This is a genomic window from Parasalinivibrio latis (assembly GCF_036825535.1).
GTDB classification, from domain to species: domain Bacteria; phylum Pseudomonadota; class Gammaproteobacteria; order Enterobacterales; family Vibrionaceae; genus Parasalinivibrio; species Parasalinivibrio latis.
In genome coordinates this window covers 2257597-2284530 of the sequence record NZ_CP098812.1, presented here as the reverse complement: position 1 = coordinate 2284530, position 26934 = coordinate 2257597, and the positions used below count along the sequence as shown (strand labels likewise).

The 26934-nt window shown below is 49.2% G+C and carries 21 protein-coding genes; 11 read left to right on the top strand and 10 right to left on the bottom strand.

Features of this window, described 5'->3' with window-relative positions:
- Positions 1–33: 33 nt before the first annotated feature.
- Together NF212_RS10530 and NF212_RS10525 are read right to left on the bottom strand one after the other, a co-directional pair.
- Positions 34–1467 (bottom strand): APC family permease, encoded by a 1434-nt coding sequence (locus tag NF212_RS10530; protein WP_434355356.1) that lies wholly within the window; start codon positions 1465–1467, stop codon positions 34–36.
- Positions 1468–1615: 148 nt separating this feature from the next.
- Positions 1616–2599 (bottom strand): AraC family transcriptional regulator, encoded by a 984-nt coding sequence (locus NF212_RS10525; protein WP_434355354.1) that lies wholly within the window; start codon positions 2597–2599, stop codon positions 1616–1618.
- 215 nt (positions 2600–2814) lie between these two features.
- Here NF212_RS10525 and NF212_RS10520 point away from each other — a divergent pair, with 215 nt between their 5' ends.
- Positions 2815–3645: an NmrA family NAD(P)-binding protein gene (locus NF212_RS10520; RefSeq protein WP_434355352.1), complete on the top strand. Its 831-nt coding sequence runs from the start codon at positions 2815–2817 to the stop codon at positions 3643–3645.
- Between the two features lie 60 nt (positions 3646–3705).
- Here NF212_RS10520 and NF212_RS10515 read toward each other — a convergent pair whose 3' ends face one another.
- Positions 3706–4347, bottom strand: coding sequence for a DsbA family oxidoreductase (locus NF212_RS10515; protein WP_434355350.1), 642 nt, complete (start codon positions 4345–4347; stop codon positions 3706–3708).
- Between the two features lie 131 nt (positions 4348–4478).
- Here NF212_RS10515 and NF212_RS10510 point away from each other — a divergent pair, with 131 nt between their 5' ends.
- Positions 4479–4937: a nucleoside 2-deoxyribosyltransferase gene (locus NF212_RS10510; protein ID WP_434355348.1), complete on the top strand. Its 459-nt coding sequence runs from the start codon at positions 4479–4481 to the stop codon at positions 4935–4937.
- A gap of 138 nt (positions 4938–5075) precedes the next feature.
- Here NF212_RS10510 and yccS read toward each other — a convergent pair whose 3' ends face one another.
- A complete protein-coding gene (yccS, locus tag NF212_RS10505) occupies positions 5076–7250 on the bottom strand; it encodes a YccS family putative transporter (RefSeq protein ID WP_434360868.1) in 2175 nt (724 codons plus the stop codon).
- Positions 7251–7424: 174 nt separating this feature from the next.
- Between yccS and helD the strand changes: the two genes are divergently transcribed.
- Positions 7425–9566, top strand: coding sequence for a DNA helicase IV (gene helD / locus NF212_RS10500; protein WP_434355346.1), 2142 nt, complete (start codon positions 7425–7427; stop codon positions 9564–9566).
- Positions 9567–9628: 62 nt separating this feature from the next.
- On the opposite strand, the gene NF212_RS10495 is transcribed toward helD, so the two are convergent.
- From NF212_RS10495 to torT, 5 genes are all read right to left on the bottom strand, one after another.
- Positions 9629–11083, bottom strand: coding sequence for an HD domain-containing phosphohydrolase (locus NF212_RS10495; RefSeq protein ID WP_434355344.1), 1455 nt, complete (start codon positions 11081–11083; stop codon positions 9629–9631).
- A 153-nt stretch (positions 11084–11236) separates the two neighbouring features.
- Entirely contained in the window at positions 11237–12223 is a 987-nt protein-coding gene (locus NF212_RS10490; protein ID WP_434355342.1) for an alcohol dehydrogenase catalytic domain-containing protein, read from the bottom strand.
- A gap of 112 nt (positions 12224–12335) precedes the next feature.
- Positions 12336–13550, bottom strand: a complete 1215-nt coding sequence (fabV, locus tag NF212_RS10485; RefSeq protein ID WP_434355340.1) for an enoyl-ACP reductase FabV — start codon at positions 13548–13550, stop codon at positions 12336–12338.
- A 146-nt stretch (positions 13551–13696) separates the two neighbouring features.
- Positions 13697–14152 (bottom strand): methylglyoxal synthase, encoded by a 456-nt coding sequence (locus NF212_RS10480; protein ID WP_434355338.1) that lies wholly within the window; start codon positions 14150–14152, stop codon positions 13697–13699.
- Between the two features lie 52 nt (positions 14153–14204).
- A complete protein-coding gene (gene torT, locus NF212_RS10475) occupies positions 14205–15296 on the bottom strand; it encodes a TMAO reductase system periplasmic protein TorT (protein WP_434355336.1) in 1092 nt (363 codons plus the stop codon).
- Positions 15297–15391: 95 nt separating this feature from the next.
- On the opposite strand from torT, the gene torS reads away from it, so the two are divergent.
- Entirely contained in the window at positions 15392–18373 is a 2982-nt protein-coding gene (gene torS, locus NF212_RS10470) for a TMAO reductase system sensor histidine kinase/response regulator TorS (RefSeq protein ID WP_434355334.1), read from the top strand.
- Here the strand turns inward: torS and mobB are convergent.
- The gene (gene mobB / locus NF212_RS10465; RefSeq protein WP_434355332.1) at positions 18342–18869 is read right to left on the bottom strand and encodes a molybdopterin-guanine dinucleotide biosynthesis protein B; all 528 of its coding nucleotides are present in this window, start codon (positions 18867–18869) and stop codon (positions 18342–18344) included. The genes torS and mobB overlap by 32 nt on opposite strands.
- Positions 18870–19067: 198 nt before the next feature.
- Here mobB and NF212_RS10460 point away from each other — a divergent pair, with 198 nt between their 5' ends.
- The 7 genes from NF212_RS10460 (at position 19068) to NF212_RS10430 (ending at position 26875) form a co-directional block, all read left to right on the top strand.
- The gene (locus tag NF212_RS10460; RefSeq protein WP_434355330.1) at positions 19068–19553 is read left to right on the top strand and encodes a hypothetical protein; all 486 of its coding nucleotides are present in this window, start codon (positions 19068–19070) and stop codon (positions 19551–19553) included.
- A gap of 26 nt (positions 19554–19579) precedes the next feature.
- Positions 19580–20716 (top strand): endonuclease/exonuclease/phosphatase family protein, encoded by a 1137-nt coding sequence (locus NF212_RS10455; protein WP_434355329.1) that lies wholly within the window; start codon positions 19580–19582, stop codon positions 20714–20716.
- Between the two features lie 228 nt (positions 20717–20944).
- The gene (locus tag NF212_RS10450) at positions 20945–22333 is read left to right on the top strand and encodes a COG3014 family protein (RefSeq protein ID WP_434355328.1); all 1389 of its coding nucleotides are present in this window, start codon (positions 20945–20947) and stop codon (positions 22331–22333) included.
- 55 nt (positions 22334–22388) lie between these two features.
- Entirely contained in the window at positions 22389–22997 is a 609-nt protein-coding gene (lpoB, locus tag NF212_RS10445) for a penicillin-binding protein activator LpoB (RefSeq protein WP_434355327.1), read from the top strand.
- A 70-nt stretch (positions 22998–23067) separates the two neighbouring features.
- Positions 23068–24477: a DUF6844 domain-containing protein gene (locus tag NF212_RS10440; RefSeq protein WP_434355326.1), complete on the top strand. Its 1410-nt coding sequence runs from the start codon at positions 23068–23070 to the stop codon at positions 24475–24477.
- 12 nt (positions 24478–24489) lie between these two features.
- Positions 24490–25623, top strand: coding sequence for a hypothetical protein (locus NF212_RS10435; protein WP_434355325.1), 1134 nt, complete (start codon positions 24490–24492; stop codon positions 25621–25623).
- 256 nt (positions 25624–25879) lie between these two features.
- Positions 25880–26875, top strand: a complete 996-nt coding sequence (locus NF212_RS10430; RefSeq protein ID WP_434355324.1) for a BMP family lipoprotein — start codon at positions 25880–25882, stop codon at positions 26873–26875.
- The last annotated feature ends 59 nt before the right edge of the window (positions 26876–26934 follow it).

Below are 26934 nucleotides of genomic sequence, written 5' to 3'. Positions count from 1 at the left end.
ACCGGCGTTTTTTTACGTTTAAGCAGGCTAGTGTTAGTTCGCTGCAACAGTCTCGATGTTTTCCATTGACAGTGATTCTTTGTTTTTATTGCGGTAAATGATAGCCGCAGCCGCAGGTAAGCTGAACGCTACAAAGCCTATAATCAGGGCATATGCACCGGTTACCTTGCTCATGCCGGCAGGAACATCAAAGGCAACAAAGATAGTCAGGAAGCAACTGAACAGACCCAGGGCCGAGGCGATGAACATGCCCACCTTGCCACCAGGTACACGGAAAGGACGTTCAATATCTTTGTGCTTGTGGCGTGAAACCAAAAAGCTGATAAAGATACAGATGTACATCACCATGTAGAGCTGGGTCATCAGAATATTCAGAAGCCACATGCCTTCGTTTACGTTTGGTACCAGCACAAACACCAGGGACAGCACGCTGACAATCGCACCCTGTAGCAGCAGAAGCGGTACAGGTGCACGGTTCTTGTTCTCTTTTGAAAGACGCAGGGGCATGAAGTTGTCCTGGGCAGCAACGTGGAGGCTCTTGGTTGGAGCAATGATCCAGTTGTTCAGGCTTGCCAGACTGCCAAATACGATTGCCAGAGCGATAACCGGCAACATAAACGGCATGTTCATATCGTCAAAGAAGGTCTTAAACGCCAGGATAACGCCTTCGCTCAGGCTTGAGTGCTGGCTGGATACTACTGCGGCAATTGACAGGGAACAGGCTGTCAGGGAAACCAGAATCAGGACAGTCGAAATGATCAGTGCTTTCGGGTAAGCCTTCTGAGGGTTCTTCACCTCATTGGCATATGCCGTGGTGATTTCGATGCCGGTCAGTGACAGCACGACGGCCGTGAAACTTGCACCGAGACCACTCTGTGAAAAGTCAGGCAACCAGTCTGACACACTGGTCAGGGAAATCTGCGAGGCTTCCGGATGGGTGTAAGTCCAGTAGCTTCCCAGTGCGATGATCAGCAAAATCGGGAAGATCAAACCCAGTGTACCGAATACATTGGTAATCAGGGATGACAGTTTGAGGCCGAAAATATTAACGATTGTCAGCGCCCAGAAAATGACGTTGATCATCACCAGCATAAACATGCTGTTTTCCGCCAACTCCGGGAAAAACGGATAGGTACCGGTGGCAACGATGAATGAGATCAGCGGCGGGTAGTACACGATATTTTCAGCGTACTGATACCAGACAGTCACAAAACCAAAATTGTGGCCAAGGGTCTCTTTACCCCAGTGGTACACGCCACCCTGTTTAGGGTAGGTCGTACTCAGTTCTGCACAAACCAGCGCAGTCGGGACGAAAAAACAGAGACCGGCAAGAAGGAAAAAGGAGATTGCGTGGCTGCCAAACAGAGCGGCACCAGGCAGGTTTCGGATACTGTCGACAGATGTCACGGTGATCATAATCACCGAGAAGACACTTAGTTTTACAGCAGACTTTGCAACATTGCCCATTCAAGACCCTCGAGTTAGAACCGCGTATTGCCACATGAGGCGGCAAGGGGATACGGCTTGCTACAGATAGAAAGTTCTGCATTCTAGAACTCCACCTGAGCCTCGGTATATAGCCAAAAATGGTATGTATTTACTCAAAAATGAGAGATTAATCACCTTTTGTGTGGTGTGGGCTATCAACCATGACTTTTTGACGCTGGATATGGCCGGGTGAATACCCGGTAACACGTTTAAAAGCCCGGGAAAAAGCGGCCTCTGAGTGGTAACCGAGTTCCTCGGATAACGTCGTGATAGAGGTATTTCCATGCTTTAATTTGACCGTTGCTACCTGCATCCTCCAGCGGGTTAAGTAGTGCTTTACCGTATCCCCAACTAAGTCCGTAAAGCGAGCTGAAAACCCAGAGCGGGACATTCCCGCTTCACGAGCCAGTGAATCCACCGTCCACGGCGCTTCCGGTTGGCGGTGAATTGCAGTAAGAGCGGCCCCGATTTTCCTGTCCCTCAATGCCGCAAACCAACCGGTCCGGGCTTCTGGAGCGTGGTCTACCCAGTTTCGGATTGCCTGAATAACCAAAATGTCAGCAAGGTGAGTGATAACGGTTTCTCCGCCGGGCTTCAGCTCCTTTGCTTCCAAGGCGATAAAACGGAGCAAGCTTTGCAGCCAATGACTGCTGCCGTCATCCCAGCTGTCGATGGTCAATACGTGGGGCAACTGCTGTATCAACTGGCGTCCTGCTGCATGATCGAAACTCACGACTCCACAGGTAAGCCGGGTTGTTTCGCCGCCGCCCCCGTGTTTCATAATTTCATAGCGCTCACTCAAATGTGTAACCGGAATATCGAACAATCCGGTAAGCGGCGATCCCATTTGATCACAAATACTGTGCCCTTGTCCTTTGGGCACCAATGCCAGGTGACCGGACTGAAGTTGCACCGGATCTTCGCTGCCAACCCGGAGCCAGCAGGTACCTTCAGTGACGATATGAATCATCATTTTGTCATCCAAGGCCGGCATGTCGATGCCCCACGGGGCAGTCAGCTCCGAATAACAGTAAAGGCTGCCATTAAGCCGCAATTGATAAAGCGTTTCGCCCAGAGGGTCACTGAGTGGTGGAAACTGTCGCTCTGGCATCATCATTCCTATATGTGTAAATCAAGCTTCCTTTAAACGGGCGTGGATGACTGACGGGCTCGTTACTCTGAATCATTTTTCCAGCCTTCCACTGATGCGATTAAAAACCAATACTTTTGGATGAAAAGTCAAAAAACATGGATTTTATGGCATTAACTATCCAGCAAAGGTTAGCAAAAATGTAATCACAGTTATTCATTGAATGGAGAGAAGTGATGACTAAGCAACCTATTCTGATAATCGGCAAAAATGGGAAAACCGGCGCGAGAGTAAATGCCCGCCTTAATAATATGGGGTTTGAAACGTGTGCTGTTTCACGCTCTGCATCCCCCGGTTTTGACTGGGAGGACAGCAGCACCTGGGTTCGCGCTTTGGAAGGAATGAAGTCAGCCTATGTCACATTCCAGCCGGATCTTGCTGTTCCGTCAGCAGCAAAGACTATCCAGACATTTTTAGATCAGGCCAAAGAAGCCGGATTGGAGCATATCGTGTTGCTTTCTGGCAGAGGGGAGGCGGGAGCAAGACGTGCTGAGGAACATCTTGAGGCGTCTGGGATGGACTGGAATGTGGTTCGGGCCAGCTGGTTTATGCAAAATTTCAGTGAGAGTTTTATGATGCAAGGGATTATGGCGGGCGAGCTGGTCCTACCGGCTGGAGAGGTGCCGGAACCTTTTGTTGATGCTGACGATATCGCAGATGTTGCTGTTGCTGCACTGACTCAACCGGTACTTAGAAACCGAGTATTTGAAGTGACCGGCCCACAGGCGATGACTTTTTCAGACTGTGTTGAGGCGATATCTCTGGCTGCCGGTTTTCCGGTCACCTATAAGCAGGTCCCGATTGATGCGTTTATTGCCTTTGTTAAAGAACAAGGTGCACCGGATGAGATGCTTTGGCTGTTAAGGGAACTGTTTACGGAAGTGTTGGATGGCAGGAACAGCCAAACGGTAAATGGAGTGGAAGAAGCCTTGGGGCGCCCGGCTACAAGCTTTCGGGATTACGTGATAAAGACAGCCAAAACCGGTGTGTGGAATCGAAACCAATAATACTGGTGAGTGGGCAAGCACAAAATGGCCTGCCCATTAAAGTTCGGTGTGTATCTGTGCTCAGAGTGCTGACTGAAGGAATTCAACATAGGCATCGACCGGATATGCACCGCTGACAGCCTGTTCCCTGTTCATCACCACAGTAGGTACGCCGGTTATTCCAAGCCTGCGCCAATACTCTTGCTGCGTGTCAACATCCTGTCTCAGCGCCGGGTCATCAAAGAGGCTTTCTCCCTGTTCAACTGGCAACCCTGTCCGTTTGGCGACGTCGAGAAGCAGAGCCCGGTCCGAAACATTTCGCCGCTCAGTAAAAAATTCGGTAAACAACGCAAGTTTCAATGGGGTTTGCAGGCCAAATTGGCGTGCGTAGGCCAGTAACACGTGAGCGTCACCTGTGTTATAGGTGCGCATATCATCGGCATAGTTAAAGGTAAAACCGACCTCAGCACCCAAAGCAGTCAGTTTATCCCGAGCATGGACACTTTCAGCAGTTGATGTGCCGTATTTCTTGGCAAGGTGCTCCCGAAGGTTTTCTCCCTCAGAGGGAATATGGGGGTTGAGCTGGAAAGGTTGCCATTCTATCTCCACCCGATCCCAGGCATGAAGCTGGTCAATAGCTTTCTCAAGCCGCTTGTAGCCGATAACACACCATGGGCATACCACATCGGAAACGATATCCAGCTTTATTTTTTGCTCTTCCATAACTAATCCGTGTTACTGAATTGGGTGTTACTCATTGTGGCGAAGGCCGGTCAGAAATCAACCGGTGGTGTTTTGGTAACCTGACAAGCATTATGGTTTAAAGTAGGTTGATTGGAATAGGGGAAAGAACGATGAATAAACTTTACTTTGCGGGTCCTCTGTTCTGTGATGCCGAATTGCGGTTCAATACCTCTCTAACACTGGAGATAGAATCTCTTGGATTTGAGGTATTCCTCCCTCAGCGGGATGGCGTAGAGGCGAGCAAATCGCCCTTCGATAAAATGAGTCGGGAAGCGCGGCGGGAAGCAATTTTCACTCAGGACAGAGATGAGATTTTAGAGTGTGATGTGTTTTTGTTTGTCCTCGATGGAAGGATTCCGGATGAGGGGGCTTGTGTTGAACTTGGTATGGCTTATACCGATAAGTTCCTTTCGAAAAAAGGCCGTGTGATTGTGGGCTTACACACTGATAAGCGAGCTGCGTTTATTGCGGGTAAGCTCAACCCAATGCTTGGACAGTGTTTTGACAAAATCGTGATGTCAACGGATGACCTTTTAGCTTTTTTAGGTACGCTCGAACAGACTTTATAGTGCCGCAGCACCTTGAGATTCATCGTAGCGCCTTGCCCGCCATTTCGAGGGAATCTGTTATGAAGCACAAACCCCCGAAACCGTTCTGGGCATTTTTCCGATTGGGTTAAATTCGATTCCCTTTTCCCATACCTGATTCTACTGGGATGAGTGCTGCAAGCCTCGTGATGTGAGCTTACCAGTCAGTGAATGGAGCTCAGGCATCATTCGGTTAATCAGGTAGAGCTGTTGCAATACCAGACGCAGGGATGGGTTATCTTCATCACGCCAGCTTTCTAGGTGTTTTTCCAGTTCTGTGTTCTGATCAAGTGCTTCACTGCATGGGTTGTCGGCCAGGCTTTCTATCAGGCAGTTCAGGTTCTTGTAAATCTCTCTATGTGCCTGCGAAACCAGATGATGAAGCGCTTCATCGCCAAGCTGCATCCGGTGTGCCCCCAACGCAGAAATATAACTCAGCATGGCATTGTTAAGGCACAGGAACCGGAATGACTCATCGGTGGCAGAGCGGTATCGGCCGGGTTCAGCCAGCATATTACTGATGGCGGTAGTCAGTTCAGTGTCTGCGTTGTGAGCATTCCGGCGGGCGATACGGTATGCCAGGTTGTCCCGCTTGCCTATGCGGTACTGACCGATAATTTGGGCCAGGTACTGCTGGTTGGTTTCCAGCGCGTCTGACATGATGCCGCGGAGTCTGTGTGCCTGCCAGTCAGGCAGAATGAAGCGAACGGCGATAACCGACAGCAGGCAGCCAATCAAGGTATCGCTCAGGCGCGGAAGAATTACCGCATAACCTTCACCGAGCTGGTTAAAGCACAGCAGGACGAGCAAGGTGATAAATGCTGTAGCGATGGCATATTGCGTAGTGCGGAATGCAAAGAACATCACACCGGTAATTACCATCAATACGATTTGAGACAGCGGATCGGAGAAGAAATACAAAAGCGGTATTCCAACCAATAAACCGGCGACCGTACCGATAACCCGTTCTACCAGCTTGCTGCGAGTCGCAGAATAGCTTGGCTGACAGACAAACAGGATGGTCAGTAATATCCAGTATCCACGTTCCAACTGGAGCCCCTGCAATATGGCATATCCGGCGACAAGTACGACTGACAGGCGCACGGCATGGCGAAAACGCAGGGATTTAGGCGTCATTTGAGACCAAATCCGGTGCCATTTGTCTTTCAGTGTGTGTGCACCTTCATCTGCTAGCGTGTTGTCTTCGTCGCTTTCAATCGCATCCGGGTTGCCTATGTTGGCGAGTTGCCGCTCCACAGTTGCCAAGTTGCGGAATAAGAATTCCAATTGAGTAAGAAGGTTACGGCATTCTAAGGGAGCTGTTTGGGCAAGATAGTCCAAGGACTCCCTGAGTTCATTGAGTGCCTGGGTTGATGCTTCGCTGTGCTGGTAGTCCTTTGAAAGCGTAAAAGCTGTTGCAGCAGAGCGGCAGGCAGCAGCTTGCATCAGGATGAGGTGGCGGAAGCGAAACAGGACGTCAGAATGCAGAAAATACTCAGCCAGATCCTGGTACCGGTAATGGGACGAGCTGATGCGCTCGTGGATATCCTGGGCTAGGAAATAGGTTTTCAGCAGCCGCTGGTTTGTACGATCCAGTCTTCCCCTGCGGGCCCGGACTAACAGTGTCAGCTTGGCCTGGTTAAGTGAAGTGACGACTTTGGCATTCAGGCGTGCGGTTTCCAACCGGAGCGGTTGGGGAACCATGCCTCGAACGGGCAGGAAGAGTTCGCTTTTTACTTCAAGGTAATTGGCTGTAGCAGCAAATACCCCGGCCATTCCCTGTTGCAAGGGGCGATGAGGCCACAGCAGGTTCCAAATCAGAGAGAGGAGCCCGTACCAGGTCGCCCCGGCCAGAAGAAGTGCCGGTTGCCACCAGAGAATCGTGCTTTCCGCTGCCCCCAGCATGGTATATACCGCAATTAGCAGCGATGCAAAGGCGATACTGGCATAGCGAAGCCCTACGCTCCCGAGCATGATAAAACCGAAGGTCGATAACGCCAGCCCTGTAGCAAACAGCCACGGATAGGGAAACAGGATCTCTATAGAAAAGGTGGCAATGGCAAAGCAGACAAGTGTGATGATCTGGGCTTTCAACCTGCCGGTAAAGCTGTCATCGGTTTCAGCCAATGCCGAGGCAATAATTCCCAAAACCAGTGGGGTGATAGCGTTGTGAGCCTGAAAATGCCAGCAGGGTACAGTTACCCCAACCAGGGCGAGAAATACCCGGATGGAATAGTTGACCCTTTCGTTGGCCCAATATTGTCGGAACAGGGAAATATAGTGGTTAGGGAACATAATGATTGCGATGGAAAGTTCTGTGCACAAGATAACAAAATTCGCATCAGCCCAGTAGGGATAAACGTGCATTCGATGGTTTTTTCCGCAATCACATCAACATGTTTCGTCAAACCTGGATAAGGCTGCTATCCTGCACACATGTAAATATACACAGGGGTATTCCCGCCGACCATGAAGCAGGCAGAAGGTAATCTAACCAGCCCAGTGACCGCCATTGCCCATCAGCGCGAATTGGGTGCAACGCCGCTGGCCCGTTGGTTCGTGCAGTGGGACAACTACAGTATCTCGATCGATGACAATTCACTGATCCTCGAATCACACGATACTCGCCGAATTGTGCCTTTCGCCACCTGGAATGGGGAACTGACAGTCGCCCGGGGTTTGCTTTGGGGAAAACTGACCCTGACTGCTCGTGACAAGGATGGCAGGGCACACACTTACAAGGTTTTCGGTTTACCCTGGAAAGAGACCCGGTGCTTTGCCGATTACCTGGTTTCCTGCTGGCGGGATTGGGCGGCGGGCAGTCAAAGGGCGCTTGATGCGATCTGGCCTGATATTACCCAGTTGTTGCAACAGTTACAGCAAGCCCGCGGCTATTTAAGGCAGTCTGAGGTTGCTGCTGTCTTTGACCAGATCCAGGCATTGCTCGCCAGGGCTGGCCTGGAACTTTCACTTCTTCGGCAGATTGATCCGGATAAAGCAGACTGCCTCGGTAAATGGCTTGGACAAGAAAGCTGGTTGGCTCAACGCAACGAAGCTTGGTCAAATCAGGCGGTTAAACAATGGTCTTCGCTGTTTGATTCTGTTGAAGCTTCCCCATTAAACGAAAGCCAGCGTGAGGCTGTGGTCACTGATGATGACTTTAACCTTGTCCTGGCTGGGGCGGGGTCCGGGAAAACCAGTGTGCTGGTGGCACGGGCAGCGTATCTGGTTCAAAGTGGACAGGCACTGCCGGAGCAGATATTGATGCTGGCGTTTGGCCGTAAAGCCGCTGATGAAATGAAAGAGCGACTGGCGAAAAAAGTCTCTGGGAATATCCGGGTATCCACTTTTCATGGTTTCGCCCGGGAGATAATCCGGCACAACCAGAGCACTGCACCTGAGATTTCAGAACTGGCGACCGATGACATAGCCCAAACCGCCTGGATAACTCTTTGGCTGGCTGAACACTGGCAGGTGCCAGCCAGTGAGAAGAGGTGGCTTAAGCATGCTGAAAAATTCGGAGTTCCCGGTGTCGATCCTGAAAAACCACTTTTAGAGCAGACGCACAATGAGAAACTGCACCGCTGGCTATGGCGACAGGTTGATGTGTTACGTTTGATTGCACAGGGCAAGAAAGAGATTCAGTCGTCCCTTGAACGGATAGGCGAGGACTTGAAACAGCAATCAGTCAGTGAATTGAATCTGGTCTGGCCGTGTTACAAGGCTTACCTGCAAAAGCTGAAAGAGGAAGGCAAGCAGGACTTTTCCGGCCTGATTGCAGATGCCACCAAGTTGCTTGAAAAAGGTAAAGGGCGGCCGGATGTACGGTTTATTATGGTCGATGAGTACCAGGATATTTCCCCGGACCGCCTTTCGATGCTGGAAGCGCTATGTCGGCATGAAGGGAAAAACACAAGGTCTCCCTCACTCTATGCTGTAGGGGACGACTGGCAGGCCATTTATCGCTTTACCGGGGCAGATGTTTCCCTGACGACAGACTTTGAAAAACGCTTCGGTCATGCGGCAATTCGGAATCTGGATACGACTTATCGCTTTAACGATAAAATTGGTGAAGTTGCCAAGCAGTTTGTAATGGTCAACCCAACCCAGCTTGATAAAACGCTGACCAGCGTGAAGAAGCGGAAAAGCGCCGCTGTCAGTGTTATTGATAGTGATGGTGTTGAAGCCTTGTTGGCGCAATTGAATGAAAAGCAAAACGACGGGCAGATCATGTCGTTGATGCTTATTGGCCGGGCAAATCACCACAGGCCGGAGAGTCTTTCCAAATGGAAAAAGGAGTTTTCCAATTTGTCGATTGAGTTTGTCACAGCGCATGCCAGCAAAGGGCGCGAGGCAGATTGCGTAGTGGTGTTGGCAATGAATGAGGGCGTGTTCCCTTCGGTTCGGAACACCCACCATCTGGATGACTGCTTGCTGATGAATGAAGAACCTGTCGATTTTGCCGAAGAGCGTCGGCTGTTTTATGTATCACTCACCCGTGCCAGGGAGCAGGTGTGGCTGGCGTGTGACCCTAAGACACCGTCACCCTTCGTGACTGAATTGTTGGAAGGAAACTACGGTGTCAGCAGGAAAAAAACCAAAAGCCGGTAACTGAACCGGCTTCATCAACGTTATTTGGATGTTTCTGGTCAACTAACGGGTAACGCGTTTAATCAGATAAACGCTTTTTGCTCTTCATCCCTGTATTTCGCTGCGATATCTAAAAACGCCTGTTCACAGGCCAGGAATGCATCGACAATTTCTGGGTCGAAATGTGTACCTCGACCCTTAATAATAATGGTCTTGGCGTCTTCATGGGAAAATGCAGGTTTGTACACACGTTTACAAATCAGTGCATCATACACATCAGCGAGTGCCATCAAGCGCCCAGACAAAGGAATATCGTCACCCTGCAATCCCCTTGGGTAGCCGGTTCCATCCCACTTTTCGTGGTGAGTGTGGGCGATTTCCCTTGCCAGTGACAGAAATGAACTCTGCCCCATATTGCGTTCGGCCAGTGACAGTGCATCCGCGCCAATCTTGGCATGGCCTTTCATGATTTCGAATTCTTCGTCAGTCAGTTTACCCGGCTTGAGCAAAATACTGTCCGGGATACCTACCTTGCCGATATCATGCAGCGGTGCAGATTTGAACAGGAGTTCGATGCGATCCGATGTCAGGTAGTTTTTGTATTTTTCAATTTCGCTTAATTTTAGCGCCAGTGCCCTGACGTAGGACTGTGTGCGTAAAATATGAGCACCGGTTTCATTGTCGCGAGATTCTGCCAGTGCAGACAGGCCGATAATGGCTACATCCCGGGTTTTGTTTATCTCATCGTGCGAAGTGGCAAGTTGCTCAAGCATCGAATTGGTGTAGTGGGCAATCACACCCAGTTCGGCTTGGCGTACGAGAGGAACCCGCTCTGACAGGTCGCCTGTTGATGCACTGATAAGGACGGATTTTTGTTTGTCGAGTACCTTCCTGAGAAGTTTGAGCCAGTGGTACATGATGACAAGGGTATAGCCAACCAGGCAGGCAGCAATATAGGAAAACTCTTTGTAAATACTGACAAGGGCGGCATCAACTGCTTGAGGCTCCATATGTTCTGCAAGCCAGTGGAGGTCTTTTACCATTACCATTCCAAGCACTGTTGTGAGCAGAACAATAAGCAGGACGACAAGTCCTCCCATCTGAACGATAATCGAATACCGATAATTGTCTATCTGGTCTACCGACGTTTCAGCGAGCTCTTGCGGATAGGTAAGAAGCTTGTTTTGCAGGGAAAGGTCCAGACCGACCAGAATGCCCAAAGAAACCATTCCCATCAGTACTTTAATGTTACTTTCCAAGGGAAAAGTATGGAAAACATTGTACCAGATGGCGAGGCCTAAGCCGCCGACGGCAAACAGGCTGAACTCTTTAATGGAAGAGTAACGGGATGCAGAGGAAATTAACATTTTACGCAGCAGGAAGATGAGGACAAAAGTTGTCGCTGCATAAAGCGGGTTCCGTTCAACGCTCAGGCTGTCCAGAAAAGGGCATACCCGCGATCCGTAAACGGTGAAAACAGCTGCTGCGACGATATAGTGCAGCATGACCCGCCGGGTCAAATCAGGGTGTTGAGTCATTGATAGATGGTTGTCTTTTTATAGTGTCAGTCGTTAATAGAAACATAGCTTGTGTTTCACAATCAAGGCAATATATCCAAACCACTTCAAGGTGCGTGATTCAGAGAGATTTCAGTACGTTCAATTCAAGGGAAATACTTGTAGGAATGGTGACTACACCGCAAGAGTGACAATAACCCTCCCGGATTGCTTTCCGTCACGAATCGACGCCAGCCCTTCCCGCAATTCAGAAAATGGGACAATATCACCGATGTCCGGGTCAATGAGTCCGGCCTGCATCTGTACAGCCAGCGCATTCCCTATATCCACGATCTCTTGCACCTGCTCCCTTTGGCCGTGGGCAAAAACAGACATGGTTGCAACTTCATGTATGGATAAGGACTTGGTAGCAGCAAGTAACGGGATCTCCCGCAAACCCGACGCCAGGCTGACGAATTGACCGCCAAACCTCAGCAACGCCAGCAGATGTCCGACTGATGGTGTGGATACCGCATCTATCATGGCGTCCAGGAGTTTTCCTTCGGTTGCCTCAAAGATTTTAAATGGAATATTGTCGGTAGATGGGTTGATAAGGATGTCTGCACCAAGTTTGGCTGCCCGGTCATGGTGCTCCTGGGTACAGATGGCAATGACTGCAGCGCCAACTGACTTTGCCAGTTGGATGGCGTAGATTCCTGCAGGAGAATTGGCCCCATGAATGGCAACAATCTGACCATTTTTAACATGCAGTTTTTGATGGATTGCTTGCCAGGCAGTCATGCCGGGAAGTGGGATAGCCGCAGCTTTTTCCGGATCCAGTCCGTCGGGGATACGGCAGACCGCATGTGCCTTGGCAACCGAATACTCAGCAAAGGCACCGGCAGTGCGAGGGTCGGACAGCAAAAATACCTGATCCCCCGGTAGAAAGCTGCTGACATGGCTTCCGGTTTCTACGACTTCGCCTGCAACATCCAACCCAGGTATCTGTGGGTAGTCCCAGGTTGCATAGCCCCATTCAGCCAGCTTGTGGTCGACAGCGTTAAGGCCAATGGCTGAAACTTTGATCAACACTTCATCGCTGCCACACAGTGGAATTGGGGCATCACCCTGATACAGCTCTGACAGTCCTCCCGGCTTTTTAAGCCACCAAGCTTGCATCATGATTGCCTCCTGTGCGGCAGTGTGTTGGGGCAATTGAATGTCCTGATACGGCCTATCTTTCATCAGCATAGGCTGGATGTTGCTCCAGCCTGTCGCAAAGTAAAGATTACATTTATGGTATTAGAGATTTTAGCTCAGCTAAATTAAGGGGTTGGCTGTAATCGACTTCCGGATGGAAAAATCCGTTAATTTGCATGAATTCTTTTACAAATCCTTCATAGTCACCCATTTGCCGGAAATTGCCTGGATTGATCTGCTCCAACAATGCAATGGTTTTACTCTGCGTGTCTGGGGACAACTCCCAATCGTCCATCCGTATCAGACCATTCGAATCTGTTACTGTGCTGTCATTGCTGCTTGTATAAAAACGTTCATAGAACAGGCGGTACATCTGTTCTATGCAAGTTTCATGGGTTCCCTGTTGTTTCATTACGTTCATCAACGCAAGAAGGTAAGGGGCAAGCCCCGGAATAAACACACTGGCTTTTGTAACCAGTGCCTTACAGACAGCAATATCGGCTTTTCCGTTCAATGACGCCATCTTTTGGTTGAGTTCATCTTTTGTTTTGTGCAGGTGGGCTTTTGCGTACCCCAGCGTCCCGTGATGGTACAGCGCATGGGTTTGCTCAGGGCCAATGTAGGAAAAGGCGACAGTGCGAAAGCCATCTGCAAGAACGCCTTGCCCGGCCAGCCATCCAATCCAATCTTGCCAGTCTTCGCCGCCCATGACTTTTTCGGTCGCTTCGATTTCCTCTCTGGAGGCCGGTGGCATGGTGACACTTTCCAATGTGCCTTTTTCAATGTTTACTGAATACCCAGTGACGGGTTCACCGACGGGCTTAATTACCGAGCGCCAGAAATCGCCGGTAGCCGGGTTAGGGCGCACTCCAGTCGCCAGTGAGTAGATCACCAGGTCAACGCTGCCACCCATATGGGTTTTAATCGCATCAACAACCTGTTCCCTGGTTTGTGACGAAAAGGCATCTCCTACGATATTTCCCGCAAACCTGCCTTCTTGCTCCGCGAATTCACGAAACCAGATGTTGTTATACCAACCGGCGCTGCCAACACTTTTGTCCGAAATACCTCTTTCAAAAGATACTCCCAGGGTATCAGCCTTTGCCGCACCAAATGCCAGTGCGGTCCTTGCAGAAAGACCAAAACCGGATGACGCCCCAAGGATCAGCACACGTTTTGGCAGCGTGGAACCGGTTTGAGCTGGAGTCTGTTGTGTCACGTAATTAATTTGGTTTTTAACGGCTTGCTTGCAGCCGACGGGATGGCATGTGCGGGCAACGACACCCTGTACAACAGGTTTTATGATCATCGTAGATTCCTTTATCTCATTGACCGCCACTTTACGGGAAGAAAATGCGGATTGCATGGTGGGCGATCAATTCCAGACGTGAATGCAGGCAAGAAAAAGGCCGGATATCCGGCCTTTCTACCTAATTGACAACAGGTTACAGGGAATCAGGTACGCGCTCTCAGGTAGCTTTCGTAATCAGGGATTTCGTATACAGTTTCTTCATTCAGGAGCGGGGAAGAAAGCATAAAACGGGCACTTGAACGGTTGGTTGCCACTGGGATATTCCATACAGCAGCTATTCTCAGCAGGGCCTTTACATCAGGATCGTGCGGTACCGCATTGAGTGGATCCCAAAAGAAGATCAGCATGTCAATTTTGCTATCTGTAATGAGTGCGCCCAATTGTTGGTCACCGCCCATCGGGCCGCTGATAAGGCTTGTAATGGGAAGGCCGGTTTCCTTGTTAATCATGCTTCCGGTTGTTCCGGTCGCGTAGAGATCGTGTTTCGCCAATTGCTCCCGGTTCTCGTTAACCCAACGCAGCAGTTCTTCCTTACAGTGGTCATGTGCCACCAGTGCGATATGTTTTTGTTTCCCAACCGGGCGAGTGGTCTTTTCCATGGCATTCTCTCTTTCAAACACTTAGCGCCATATTACAGGTTATGGCATTGGGTTACTGTGAATTTTCTGTGGTTGAGATAAACACTGGGCGGAACCGAGCCGGGGACAGAGAGTTCTCAACAATGGTTTGTGGCAGGTAGGCTGGTGTCATACCCACAATACGTGTCGACAGGTCCAGAACCGGGTTTTTGTCTTCAAGGTAACGGACCGCCTGATCGACAGAGAGCCTTCCCTGAAGCACCATTTGGTCACTTGGTGCGAAATCAATCCGGTTCCGGCGGAGCCCACGGTAGACACCGTGGCTGAAATAGGTGGAAACCAGCCCAATGTCGTCGAGTTTACCTGCACTTCTGAGGGTATTGATGCCTACTTCAATAGCAACAGCACTGCCAATGATGTAGTCGACATTCGGATGTTTTTCGATAATTTCCTGAAGTAAGTTACGTTGTAACTCCTTGCTGTTGTCGTCCCATTGCTCTGTGACGATCTTTATCGGTTTGCCTTTAATTGTGTCGTTAAGCCCGGCCATGACCGGGAAGGTGCCGCCTACGGCTTTGGGACCGGCCAGCACGGCGATGGTCAGAGGGTGTCCCGCCTGGTTCTGTTTTTTAACGAGGAAATCCCCGACTTCCCTGCCCATATAATACCAGTCAACGCCGACACGACCGGCAAGACGGTGGTGGAGTTTTTCTGTTTCATGGACTGCATTGATGGTGCCAAACAATGGGATGTGTCCCGCGGTGTCGCCGATTACTTCCGGCATGTCCGGTGAAACAGCGCCCAACAATATAGCGTCAGCTCCCCATTTCCGGCACTGCCTGACCTGGGCAAGTTGCTGCACTTCGTTGTTATAACCGTTGGCGTCCAATACCTTGAGTTCAACCCCCAGCTGGCGGCTTTGTTCCACCATGCCGTAATTCACCGACAGCCAGTAGGCATCTTTGAGGTGTGGGTACAGTGCGCATATTTTCCAGGCCTTGCTTGCCTCTTTCAGCGGCTGGTAATCAACCGAGACATCGTTTTTGGAAAATGCCGGTTCATGGGCGACTACCTGCCATGCCTGGGCGGGAAGGGCACTTACGCCCAGTAACAGGAGCGTGGTAAAACGGAACAGGTTGTTGAAATAACGGGCAAGCAATCGCATCAAAGTGGTCTAAAGGTCGTAAACACTGGCAGAATAGTACCCATTGTCAGAGAAAGAGAAAACGTTTCCAACGGATTCTTGGGGTTTTAAACGCAATGTCGTTAAAAAAAACGGGTATTGGCAGCACGCTGTTGCTGGCATTTTCCAGCATGGCGGTAATGATGATATTAGCCGCACTTATCGGTGTCGGTGGATTTTCGCTTGTGGCGAAAACTGAACGCCAGGTCATGAATTCAGCGTTGCCTGCTTTGGTTGAATCGAAGCAACTTTCCGATATCGCAAACCGAATGATTGCTACGGCGCAGGTGCTCGAAAAGTCATCTACCCAAAGTGAACGAGAGCAACAGGGTCGCTCGTTAACGATTTATGCCCGGGAGCTCCGGCAAAGCCTGGTGAACCTACGCCAATATTCCTTCAACCCCAGGGATTTGGATGAGCTGGACAATAATATCAAAGGTCTTATCGACAATTTGGCGCTGATGGGGTTGCTCGTCGGGCAGAAAATTGATCTCGAGAACCAGACCAAAACCAAAATCGGTTTCCTGCGGGGACGTCTCGAAGCGGTTCAGGATCTTTCCCTTTCACAGATTTCAAATGCCAACGCAGTTACAACAGCAAATATTGTCCGTCTGTATGACTTGGTTGAGACTGGCAAGAAAGAGGCTATCTATGAGGCGCTGGATAACCTGGTTGAAGTCGATCTAGATCTTTCAGAGCGTTTGATTGAGCTCCGCTCGATGACCCAGAAGCTTGATGGGTTGGTCAGTGATGCCGGCTACAGTGAGAATAAGAAGGACATAAATGCATTCCGGGATAAATACAGGGATGTTGTCGAAGTATTGGAGCGCCGCGTTAAAGCCGTGGAAGACCCTGAGCGCTCGGCTCAGATGATGGAGCAGTTGCAGGGAATCAAAGAGCCGAATGATTACTTTAACGGCCTTATCCGGCTGGTAGAGCTTCGCCGTGACCTGAGGGTGCTCAATGACCGCAACCTGAGCGCATTCCAGACCCTGAATGACCAGATTGATGCCGTGGTTGAGTCGGCAAGTTATACCTCCAGGCAGGCCATTGCCAACGTGGAAGAAAGTCTGGGGCTTGCCCAAAATGGCCTGATCGGTATATCCGTTGCCGGGGTGCTTGCCCTTATCCTGATTATGTGGAAGTACGTGTATGCACGGGTGGTATTCAGGATTAACCAGTACTCCCGCGCCTTGATGTCACTGGCTCGGGGGGATTTGGCAATCAACCTGAAAGTTGAAGGTGATGACGAACTGGCTGCCATGGGCCATGCGATTCTGGTGGCCCGTGATACCGCGTATGAGCGGGCGCGGCTTGCCTCTGCAGAGGGCCGGTACAGGCAAGAGTTGGAAGCGAACAAAATTAGCCTGGAAAATACCGTTGCCAAGCGTACTGCGGAGTTGAAAGAGGCGAATTCCAAGCTTAACGAAGAAGTTGAGCAGCATGCTATCGCTCGTGTTGAAGCTGAACAGGCTAACCGGGCCAAATCTGCTTTCCTGGCAACAATGAGCCACGAAATCCGGACGCCAATGAATGGTGTTTTGGGGACGGCATCGCTGTTGGCAGACACCATTCTGGATGGTAACCAGAAGCGTTTGTTGGCAGTGATTAACCGCAGTGGCGAGGCGTTGCTGGACGTCCTGAATGACATCCTCGATTACTCTAAAATTGAAGCCGGACACCTTGATATCCATCACGAAACCTTCAACCTTTGCTATTTGGTTGAGGATGTAAACCAGATGCTCAAAAGCCGGGCTGATGAAAAATCCCTGTATCTCACCGCTGAATGCTCGCTGGCAGAAAAGCCCTGGCGAATGGGGGATGCGTCCCGAATTCGCCAGGTGTTGGTAAATTTAGTGGGGAACGCAATTAAATTTACTGAAAAAGGTGGGATCAGGGTTCGTATCGGATTGCACCCCCGTAATAAAGATCAGGTACTGTTTGAGGTGATTGATACCGGTGCTGGTATATCAAAAGCAGAGCAGAAGAAGGTCTTTGAAGCATTTTCCCAGGCTGAAACCGGCAGAAAGACATTCGGAGGTACAGGTCTTGGACTGGCGATTAGCAAGCGTATTGTCGATGCCATGCAAGGGGAGATTTCGGTCAGCTCCATCCAGTGGCAAGGCAGCCGTTTCTGGTTCAGTATTCCATTGGTTGAAAGCTCTGCGCCCAAAGAGTCCGATGTTTTGGCCTGTAAGGTTATTGAGCCAGCCCATGTGCTGCTGGTGGAAGACAACCCGGTAAACCTTATGGTGGCGACAGGCTTCCTGAAACGCTTGGGGCATACTGTGGTCAGCGCGGAAACAGGCATCGAGGCTGAGCAACGGGTTGATCGCGAAGATTTCGATATCATGCTCCTTGATATCAACCTGCCGGATACAGATGGTGTCACCCTGATGCGGCGGCTGCACCGTGTTGAAGCCAACAAGAGCTACGAAAAATGGTTGTCACCTACGCCGATGGTGGCTGTTTCAGCTCATGTTTTCCGTGAAGAAGTGGAAAGCTACATTACGGCCGGTTTCAATGGCTTCCTGTCAAAGCCGCTTGTCGCCAACCAGTTGTCTGACGAGCTGGCTCGTCTTCTGGCGGATAAACCCCGCGTACCGCAAAAGCCCGTTGTTCAAGAAATGACATCTGTAAGGCCTGACTTGGTTGTGACACCCGAATTGGAAAAAGTGTCAGAGCCTCAGAACGTACCAGATGAATTTAACGGACTACCGGTTCTTGATGCTTCTGTATTGGAGAACGACATTGACGTGTTGGGTGTAGAGCAAATCCAACAGATTGCGGCCCTTTTCATCAGTTCGACACCTGATAGGGTGGAGGCGTTGGGCGATGCCATGACAGTTGAGGATTGGGAAGATACTGCGTCTTTTGCCCATACATTGAAGGGAGGGGCGGGTAGCGTTGGCCTGACGGCCCTTCATGCCATGTGCCAGCGTATTGAGAAAGCCGCCAGGGAAGAGAGAGCGTCAGGCATCTCTGTCGAGGATCTTGAGCGGCTTTATGGGTACTCGGTCTCTGCGCTTAACTCGCGCTTTGTAACCAGGACAGAATAAAATCTGATACTTGTTGAGGCTGGTTCAAATCCAGCCTTGTCAGGGACGCAGGCAGGTCGATGGTTTCGTCGCTCGCCATTGCAATGATGTGGCGGTCGTTCGGATGCAGGAGTGGTTTTCCGTGTACCGGACGGTGAATTTCAATCTTTGGAATAGGCGCGTCACGGAACCCTTCAACAAGCACCAAATCGATGCGGCCATGATCCAACTGGGAGAGGCATTCTTCCAGCGTCGGCTCTTCTCTTTCCTCATCATGGTATTCAAAAAAAAGGATATTCCGTTCACGGGTAGCCATTAAAAACTGATCACTGCCGGCTTTTCTCAGGCGGTAACTGTCTTTGCCTGGTTTATCCGGGTCAATAACGTGGTGACTGTGTTTAACAACTGCAACACGCACCCCTGCGGTCCTTAATAGAGGAATAACCTTTTCAATTAACGTGGTTTTCCCGGATCCGCTAAACCCTGCAAACCCAATCACCGGTTTTCTATTTTGCATCTGTCTCTCAATCTCTACATGGCAGAAAGCGCAATCAGATTAGTATTGTATCACGGTCGCTTGCTATCCTTATGAGTGCCGGTGTTCATATCAGCGGATGGAATGATAATGTGACACGGCATAAATGCTGCACGGATGCAGTGAGATTCTTGTATACCACATGGGATTTTAATCCCTGAGCGATCAAGGAGCGATTGAATGTGGGTAACTTTAGATTTTGAGGCGTCTGGCCTTTCTGACAGTTCATTTCCTATCGAGGTTGGCTATTCCTTGCCGGATGGCGATACTTCGAGCCTGTTAATTAACCCTCTTACTTCTTCTGAGCCCTGGACGTATTGGGACAAATACGCTGAATCTGCCATTCATGGAATCAGTCGCGAAGAATTGGAACTGGAAGGTTGGTCTGTGGCAGATGTTTGCCTCCACCTTAACCAGACACTCTGCCAGTACGAGCACGTTTTATGCGACAGCCAGTGGGATCTCTTTTGGATGGGCAGGCTCTATAAAGCAGCACATATGCGTCCGGCTTTCACTCTCACTGAAATCGGGCACTGGCTGAAATTTGAAGTGGGGATATCTCGGGAGCGATTTCTGGATTGCCTGGAATCACTGGGCCCGCCGGTTCACCGGGCAGCAGCGGATGCGGAGAATATTCGTCAGGCTATTAATCAACTGATAAAGTGACGGTTTTTGCTCGCTGAGAGATTTCTATGCCGTCTCTGCCCTTGGGTGTTGATATAAATTCGTGCGGTCCTGTGCGGTTTGCACAATTTAATGTGGCGATGTCTTACGATCGTCCCGGTGAATTGAACCGGTTGCTGAATGAAAGGCAGCAACGTTTCTGCAATATCGCCGGCGTGATAAGAACAGTCCGGCCAGATGTGATATTGCTGTGTGAATTCGATCATCCCGGAGTAGGAGGTGACGATGGTGCCGTCGCTGTATTTATCAGGGAGTACCTCAATACAAATGATGGTGACGGCGAGCCGATTGACTACCCCCATGTGTATTGTCCCTCGAGCAACACCGGGCTGCCCCTTAAAGAAACATCTGCTAAATCAACTGTAATTCAACCTGAAGAAGCACATGGCTTTGGCCTTCATCATGGGCAGTACGGATTTGTCCTCCTTTCTCGCTACCCCATACTTTTTGAAGAGATTAGAAGCTGGCAACAATTTCGCTGGCAAAAAATGCCGGGTAACAGAATGCCAGAAGGTTTCTATGACAGCGTTACCGAACAAACCCTCCGGCTTTCTTCCAAAAACCACGTTTGTGTGCCGATAGATACACCAATAGGTGTTGTTACCGTCGTGGCATGCCATCCCACACCGCCGGTTTTCGACGGGCCAGAGAAAAGGAACTATCACCGTAATGCAGATGAGCTGCGGTTAATTGCTGACATCATTGATAACGCCGGTTACCTGGAAGATGACGCTGGCACACCCGGTGGAATTAAAGGTACAAACCCGTTTGTGGTGATGGGGGATTTAAACTGTACGCCGATCGATGGTGATGGTGACCATAGTGAGCTGAGAAAGCTCCTAAGCCACCCCAAGATCAACAAGACTGCTGCTTTGGGAAAACTGGTACCAACAAGCGCAGGCGCACGTTCTCATCGTGTGTTTCAATACAGGTATGATACATCCAATACCTGGACGCATAACAGTGGCCTCAGGCTGGATTACGTCCTGCCCTCATCCAACCTGATGGTGTCTTTATCGGGGGTATTCTGGCCATCTGCCGCCGAAGTGGGGAGAAACCTGATTGCCGATAGCAGGAACCGGGTAAGGGCAGGTATAAGTTCAGACCATCGGTTGGTATGGGTGGATTGCGATATCAATATGTAACCTTTCATTTGCCACTGTTTTTTAAGATGTTGACCGCCTGAATGCATTTCGGGCGCTTAATGTTTCTATTTTTAATTATTTGCCTAGAAAATCATTCTGCACACTTTTGCCTCAAATGAGCATTAGGGCTCATAAAAATAGACATTGATCATGATCTTCATCCCAAAAAGTATATATATTTCCATGCGTTAAATTCAACAACATGAATATGTGAAAGGAAAAATATACATGCGCATGATTAAACGCAGTGGTTTGGTGTTGGCTATTCTGGTCACGTCGGGATGTACAACAATTTTACAAGGAAATGATTCAAAGCCTTTTGAAGAGGCGATGGTGTCGCATGATTACCTGACTGCTGCAACCCACGCACAGGAGTTGGCAGATATGGATCCGGAAACGGGCGAAGTTGATGACCTGTTCTGGACACTCCAAGCCGGTGCAGCGCTCCGTTTTGACGGCCAATACAAGCTTTCTACATCCTATTTTGATGCCGCCGAAAAAGTGATGCGTGAAGAAGATACCGAGAATGGTCTGGAGAAAGGTGCTGAAACCGTGGGTTCCATTGCAGGGAACGATGCAATGTTGGATTACGAACAAACGTATTATGACGGTGTAATGGCAAACACCTACAAGGCGTGGAATTTCCTGGCAGACGGTGACATGCAAAATGCGCGCGTTGAATTTAACCGTGCTGAAGAACGTCAACGCATCGCTGCAGAGTACTTTGCCGATAAGATTAAAGAGCAGAAAAAAGAGCTGGAAGAAGAAGCGGGTGAAAGCTTCAGCTTGGTTAACTCAACGCTCAAATCTGATCTCACCCAGTCTGCTCTGAAAAATGCAGGTTTTGAAGAAAACCAATGGAAAGCATACGGCGGTTTTGTAAACCCATACACTACCTACTCCAATGCGCTTTTCCTGATGCTGAATGCAAAGAGCAAATCTGATTACCAAAAAGCAGCAGACCTGTTCAATCGCGTTTATAAAATGACCAAGTCTGCAGCAGTAAAAGCAGATTACGATCTAGCCCGCTCTTTGGCGCGCGGAAAGTCGAAAAAAGCGCTCGACAAAAAAGTTTGGGTTGTATTCGAAAACGGTCAGTCAATTGTACGTGAAGAACGACGTGTAGACCTGCCAATTGGCATTATTCCAGGCGCTGACGTTCAATATGCTGGTATTGCACTTCCTAAACTGAAATCTCGTGGTGAAGCATATCCTTACATCACTGTGAATGGCGTTAAAACCGCTTCACTGTCAAATATGGACCGGATTATCGGTGCCGAATTTGATACTGAATTCCCTTACATCCTTGCTCGCGAAGTTACCCGTACCACGCTGAAAACCATTGTTCAAAAGCAATTGAATGATGAGAACGAATTGCTTGGTCTGGCCGCGGGTATTTTGCAGGCAGCCACTACCGGTGCAGACCTCCGTTCTTTCAGTGCACTGCCATGTGAATTTGAGACGGCGTCCCTGGTAGCGAAATCCAATCAGGTAACGGTAAAGGCAGGTGCGTTTGAAATGCCGGTTGAGCTAGATAAGAGTTCAAAAAATCACGTTATTTATGTGAAAGCTCCAACGGCAAATGCAGCACCAACTATTCAAGTAATTAACCTGTAATTTTTACTGATGGGCGCAGAAATGCGCCCTTACTGCAATGATGAAAAGCGAGCGAATGGACATGAAAAAACTGATTGCTGTGATGTTAATGGGTGTTGCAACTCTTACCGGATGTAAGACTACAACATCGTATATCGATGCTTCTGACACAAAGACCAACGTAACTGCCGGCCTGTCTTATGCAGACTTTTCTAAAGCAGCTAACGAAATGGCTGATGAAATGGTTGCATCAAAGCTTCTGACTCACCCGCAGGCTGATCAGGGTGGCCGCTATATCCTTTATATCAACAACATCGAAAACGATACTATGCAGCGAATTGATACCGATCAGCTGGTGAAGTCAATTCGTGTGAAGATGCTGAACTCCGGTAAGTTCTTGGTAACGACTGCGTTTGGTGAAGATGATGCGTCTACAAAGATGCGTGCATTGAAAGACTCTAAAATCGTTAAGAAGTCTACTGTAAAGGGTGATAATCAGGTTTATGCGCCCGACTTCAGTCTGTCTGGAAAAATCCTGCAGCGTAACAACACGCTGGATTCCGGAGATACCCGCATTGAGTACTACTTCCAATTGTCTCTGACCAACATTGAAAACGGTCTGGCGTACTACGAGGGCGAGCGCGTTGTTGGCAAAGTTGCTGATGGCGACACCGTAAGCTGGTAATGACCGGGAAAACAATTGGCTCTACTGCACCGGTGGCCACCGGTGCAGTTATTTCTGTATGAGGGACTCCATGAATTTCCGCAAAGCTCCATTAGCAATGATCCTGTCTATGCTGGCGATGCCAGTATCTATCAACCACGCGTTTGCTAATCAAGATACATCAACGACACAGTCCGTGCCGGCAGAGCCAGATTCAACTGCTCAAAGTGCACAAGATGTGCAAGTCGCAGAAATCGATCCGGATCAGCAAGTTCAGGAACTTATTGACAAATATCGTCAGGCCGTCGAAGCAAAAGTTCGTGCTCAGGGTAAGCAAAATTCAGTCGTGTTCTTTGAAGGTAAAGGACAGATTGCAGTCGATAAAAACCATACTGACTGGTCAGAGTTTCGTGCATTGGCGCTGAATGAAGCTGTTCTGAAAGCGCGTGAATCCTATCTGAAAACGCTGAACCGGGACTTTGTTCAGCAAGATATCAAAGAGTATTTCAAAGCCAAGGGTTTACCTGAGCCAACCGCGGATGATTTCAAATCAGAGTCCAAGCTGACTCAGCTACTGAATAAAGCGATAGCTGTTGTGGACAGCAAGCTGAATGCAGAGCTTGAAGAAAATGGTGTAAACCCGCAGGAATTTGAAGCGGCTCCGCAAACTAAAAAACAGCAACTTTTCCGTGAGTACATTGGCACCAAATCAATTACGCGCGCATACGGTGATTTGTCAGGGATGTTTGTCGTTAAGACATTCGAAGTTATCGAAGATAACGGCAAAGGTACTGTTGGTGTCGTGATGGCGCTTTCAAACGCAAAACGTGATCGCGTAAAGGCTCTGGTTGAATCGCGTGGAAACGTGATGCCAGATCCGGAGAAAGCAAACCCGGCGAACGCGAACATTAAATCAAAACTTGCCAATATGAACGACACCCTGTTCCTGAATACGGGGACCCAGCTTTGGTATGACGACAAGGGGTATCCAATGCTTGTCTCGTTTGGTCAGGCGGGCGTTATCTATACCAATGACCCAGACGAGCGGACAATGGAGCGTGAAGCGGCGCGTGGTTATGCGGAAGACAATGCATGGGGACTGCTCGCAGGCACTTACAACATGAACGGCAACTTCGCACGTGATTCAATGCGTGGTCAGGAAAAGACCAAAGATAAAGTGTTTGAATTTGCCGCTGGAAACGTTCGAACATCTGAAACGGCTGGTATCCAGCGGAAGATTATGAGCGTGACAGAAGAGAGCTCAAAAATGACCTCCAGCATTCGCGATGTTACTGGTGTGGGTGTTGAGCATACCTGGCTGAAAAAACACCCGGTCACAGGCAAGGAAATGACTGGTGTTGTTGTCGTTTGGCATCCGGTTCGAATTCAAAATGCGGAAGACCTGCAAAATGGACGTGAACCTGTGGCAACTGAAACAAACAAGCCAACATCTGCGCATGAGGCTGGTTCCGAAGACTTTTTCGATGCAGCTGATTTCTAACGGGACAATCGAGTGAAGAAATTATTCATTGCACTGTTGTGCTTGTTCTCACCATTGGTCTTTGCAAAAACATTGATTGTTGAGACGAGTGGCGAGGGCCTAAGCAAAGAAACTGCCATCAACAATGCGTTGATTCAGGCACTTCGTCAGGTAAACGGTACCAATATTGAAAGTGCGCAAGCATCACAAACGCAAACATCCAAGAAATCTGGTAACGGGACAGAATATCAGCGTGACCGTTCAGAATTGGTCGTTGTTGAGACCAAAGGAAAGGTTGACTCTTATGATGTTCTGAATGAGTTCTGTACTGATACCGGATGTGAGGTGAAGCTCAAAGTCCGCATTTCGGTTCGAAAGACAAAAGGGCTCAATGACAAGCGTCGTGCACTTGCGGTAAAAACATTTACCGGTGGTCAGTCAGGCAAAGACATTGCTCGAGAATTGGAATCTTTGATGGTAAAAGACCGTAAGTTCTCAGTTCTGGACAACCCGAATGATGCGCGCCTTGACTATATCGTTGAAGGTAAAACCATTGAATCTCGCACAACAAAACGTGTCGTAGATAATTCGAGAACGGTAGAACTTACCGGCGAATATATCGAAGACAAGAAGACATACTACTCTTCCCGCGTTGTCGTTGAGTATAAGATCATCGATATCTACAATGGTCAGATTAAATGGAGCGACCGTGTCACGACCACGTCTAGCCGCAACAATCTTTCCCTGCTCAAAAATATTACGGCTCGGAAAGTGTTTGATGCCCTGAAGGAAAACATTTACCCATTGCTGGTGTTAAAAGCCGAGGATGGGTCACTGATTGTCAATTCAGGTGGCGAGACGGTTTCATCAGGTGATTTATACGATGTATACAAAATGGGTAAAACCATTATCGATCCTGTTACCGGTGAGCGTTTGGGTGCCAACGAAATTAAAGTGGGTACGGTAAAAATTTCCCGGGTATTGCCGAAGATGGCGTATGCGACCTTGATTAAAGGTGATGCCGCTTCACTTGGCAAAATGCAGATTGCACGCAAAGCGAAACAGCAGCCGGCAAAAAGGAAAACGTCCTCTCCGGTGAAAAAGAGTGCCCCTGTAAAACAGGAATCCACTGATACACCTTCCGCTGGTGGAATCCTCTTACCTTAACGACAGTTTCAATAGGTCTAAGATGAAACCCGGTTAATTCCGGGTTTTTTTGTCTTGTTCGTTTGGTGTAATTGGCCAGAAATGCAGCTATCTGAGCCAATTGCAGTGAGATCAGACGCGGAAAATCTGTAAAAGTAATGTGAAAGCGTTCATGTTTTTGTGTATACAACATGACCGTCAACTAATAAATGTGCTGAATTAAGCAGGTTAAATTTAGATTCTATAAGAAATGGTAACCTACAAGGGAGTAACAAGGATGAAACGCAGCACAACGCTGGCCCTCGCCATTGCTTTAGGTATGTCTTCTGCAGCTGCTCATGCCGCATTTAAACCTTCTGTCATTTTCGACATGGGGGGTAAATTTGATAAATCCTTCAACCAGGCTGCATACACCGGCGCCGAAGCATTTAAAAAATCAACTGGAATTGGCTACGGTGAATTTGAAATCACCAATGAAGCTCAACGTGAGCAAGCGATGCTCCGTATGGCACAACGTGGCTTCAACCCAATTGTAGCGGTAGGCTTCCAACAGGCTCCGATTGTTGAGAAAGTTGCCAAGCAGTTCCCTAAAACACAGTTTGTTATCATTGACGCAGTGGTTGACCTGCCAAATGTTCGTTCAGTTGTGTTTAAGGAGCACGAAGGCTCATTTCTGGTCGGCGCGCTGGCTGTGATGAAAAGTGAGTCAGACAAAGTCGGCTTCGTAGGTGGAATGGATATCCCGCTTATTCGTAAGTTCGCGTGTGGCTATGAGCAAGGCGCGAAGTTTGAAAGCAAAGATGCGGAAGTTATCCAGAATATGACGGGTACAACGCCGGCTGCATGGAATAACCCAACCAAAGGTGCAGAACTGGCTAAGGCTCAGTTCGACCAAGGGGCGGATGTTGTCTATGCTGCTGCAGGTGGTACCGGGGTAGGCGTTTATCAGGCAGCAGTTGATGCCGGTAACTATGCAATTGGTGTGGACTCTAACCAGAACTACCTCCATCCGGGCGTGATGCTGACATCGATGGTTAAGCGCGTTGACGTTGCTGTCCAGGATGCCTTCATGGATGCCAAAGATGGCAAGTTTACCCCAGGTCTCCAGGCTCTGGGCCTGAAAGAGCAGGGTGTAGACTGGGCGTTGGATGACTACAACCGTGAACTCGTAACGCCGGAAATGGAAAAGCGTATTAATGCAATCCGTGATGACATCATTTCAGGCAAAGTGGTTGTACACGATTACTTCTCCACCAATTCCTGCCAGTACTAAATAGTTAAAGCGTTTGGGGCCGATCCCTTTGGGATGGGCCCTTTTCATGTCTTAGGCAA

Excerpts from the sequence above, each read along its gene's own strand:
- NF212_RS10455 (WP_434355329.1), top strand. The coding sequence starts at position 19,580 with ATGCCGTCTCTGCCCTTGGGTGTTGATATAAATTCGTGCGGTCCTGTG.
- helD (WP_434355346.1), top strand. The coding sequence starts at position 7,425 with ATGAAGCAGGCAGAAGGTAATCTAACCAGCCCAGTGACCGCCATTGCC.
- NF212_RS10450 (WP_434355328.1), top strand. The coding sequence starts at position 20,945 with ATGCGCATGATTAAACGCAGTGGTTTGGTGTTGGCTATTCTGGTCACG.
- NF212_RS10525 (WP_434355354.1), bottom strand. The coding sequence starts at position 2,599 with ATGCCAGAGCGACAGTTTCCACCACTCAGTGACCCTCTGGGCGAAACG.
- NF212_RS10460 (WP_434355330.1), top strand. The coding sequence starts at position 19,068 with ATGTGGGTAACTTTAGATTTTGAGGCGTCTGGCCTTTCTGACAGTTCA.
- mobB (WP_434355332.1), bottom strand. The coding sequence starts at position 18,869 with ATGCAAAATAGAAAACCGGTGATTGGGTTTGCAGGGTTTAGCGGATCC.
- NF212_RS10520 (WP_434355352.1), top strand. The coding sequence starts at position 2,815 with ATGACTAAGCAACCTATTCTGATAATCGGCAAAAATGGGAAAACCGGC.
- NF212_RS10510 (WP_434355348.1), top strand. The coding sequence starts at position 4,479 with ATGAATAAACTTTACTTTGCGGGTCCTCTGTTCTGTGATGCCGAATTG.
- NF212_RS10430 (WP_434355324.1), top strand. The coding sequence starts at position 25,880 with ATGAAACGCAGCACAACGCTGGCCCTCGCCATTGCTTTAGGTATGTCT.
- NF212_RS10480 (WP_434355338.1), bottom strand. The coding sequence starts at position 14,152 with ATGGAAAAGACCACTCGCCCGGTTGGGAAACAAAAACATATCGCACTG.
- torT (WP_434355336.1), bottom strand. The coding sequence starts at position 15,296 with ATGCGATTGCTTGCCCGTTATTTCAACAACCTGTTCCGTTTTACCACG.
- fabV (WP_434355340.1), bottom strand. The coding sequence starts at position 13,550 with ATGATCATAAAACCTGTTGTACAGGGTGTCGTTGCCCGCACATGCCAT.
- NF212_RS10530 (WP_434355356.1), bottom strand. The coding sequence starts at position 1,467 with ATGGGCAATGTTGCAAAGTCTGCTGTAAAACTAAGTGTCTTCTCGGTG.
- lpoB (WP_434355327.1), top strand. The coding sequence starts at position 22,389 with ATGGACATGAAAAAACTGATTGCTGTGATGTTAATGGGTGTTGCAACT.
- NF212_RS10440 (WP_434355326.1), top strand. The coding sequence starts at position 23,068 with ATGAATTTCCGCAAAGCTCCATTAGCAATGATCCTGTCTATGCTGGCG.
- yccS (WP_434360868.1), bottom strand. The coding sequence starts at position 7,250 with ATGTTCCCTAACCACTATATTTCCCTGTTCCGACAATATTGGGCCAAC.
- NF212_RS10515 (WP_434355350.1), bottom strand. The coding sequence starts at position 4,347 with ATGGAAGAGCAAAAAATAAAGCTGGATATCGTTTCCGATGTGGTATGC.
- NF212_RS10490 (WP_434355342.1), bottom strand. The coding sequence starts at position 12,223 with ATGATGCAAGCTTGGTGGCTTAAAAAGCCGGGAGGACTGTCAGAGCTG.
- torS (WP_434355334.1), top strand. The coding sequence starts at position 15,392 with ATGTCGTTAAAAAAAACGGGTATTGGCAGCACGCTGTTGCTGGCATTT.
- NF212_RS10495 (WP_434355344.1), bottom strand. The coding sequence starts at position 11,083 with ATGACTCAACACCCTGATTTGACCCGGCGGGTCATGCTGCACTATATC.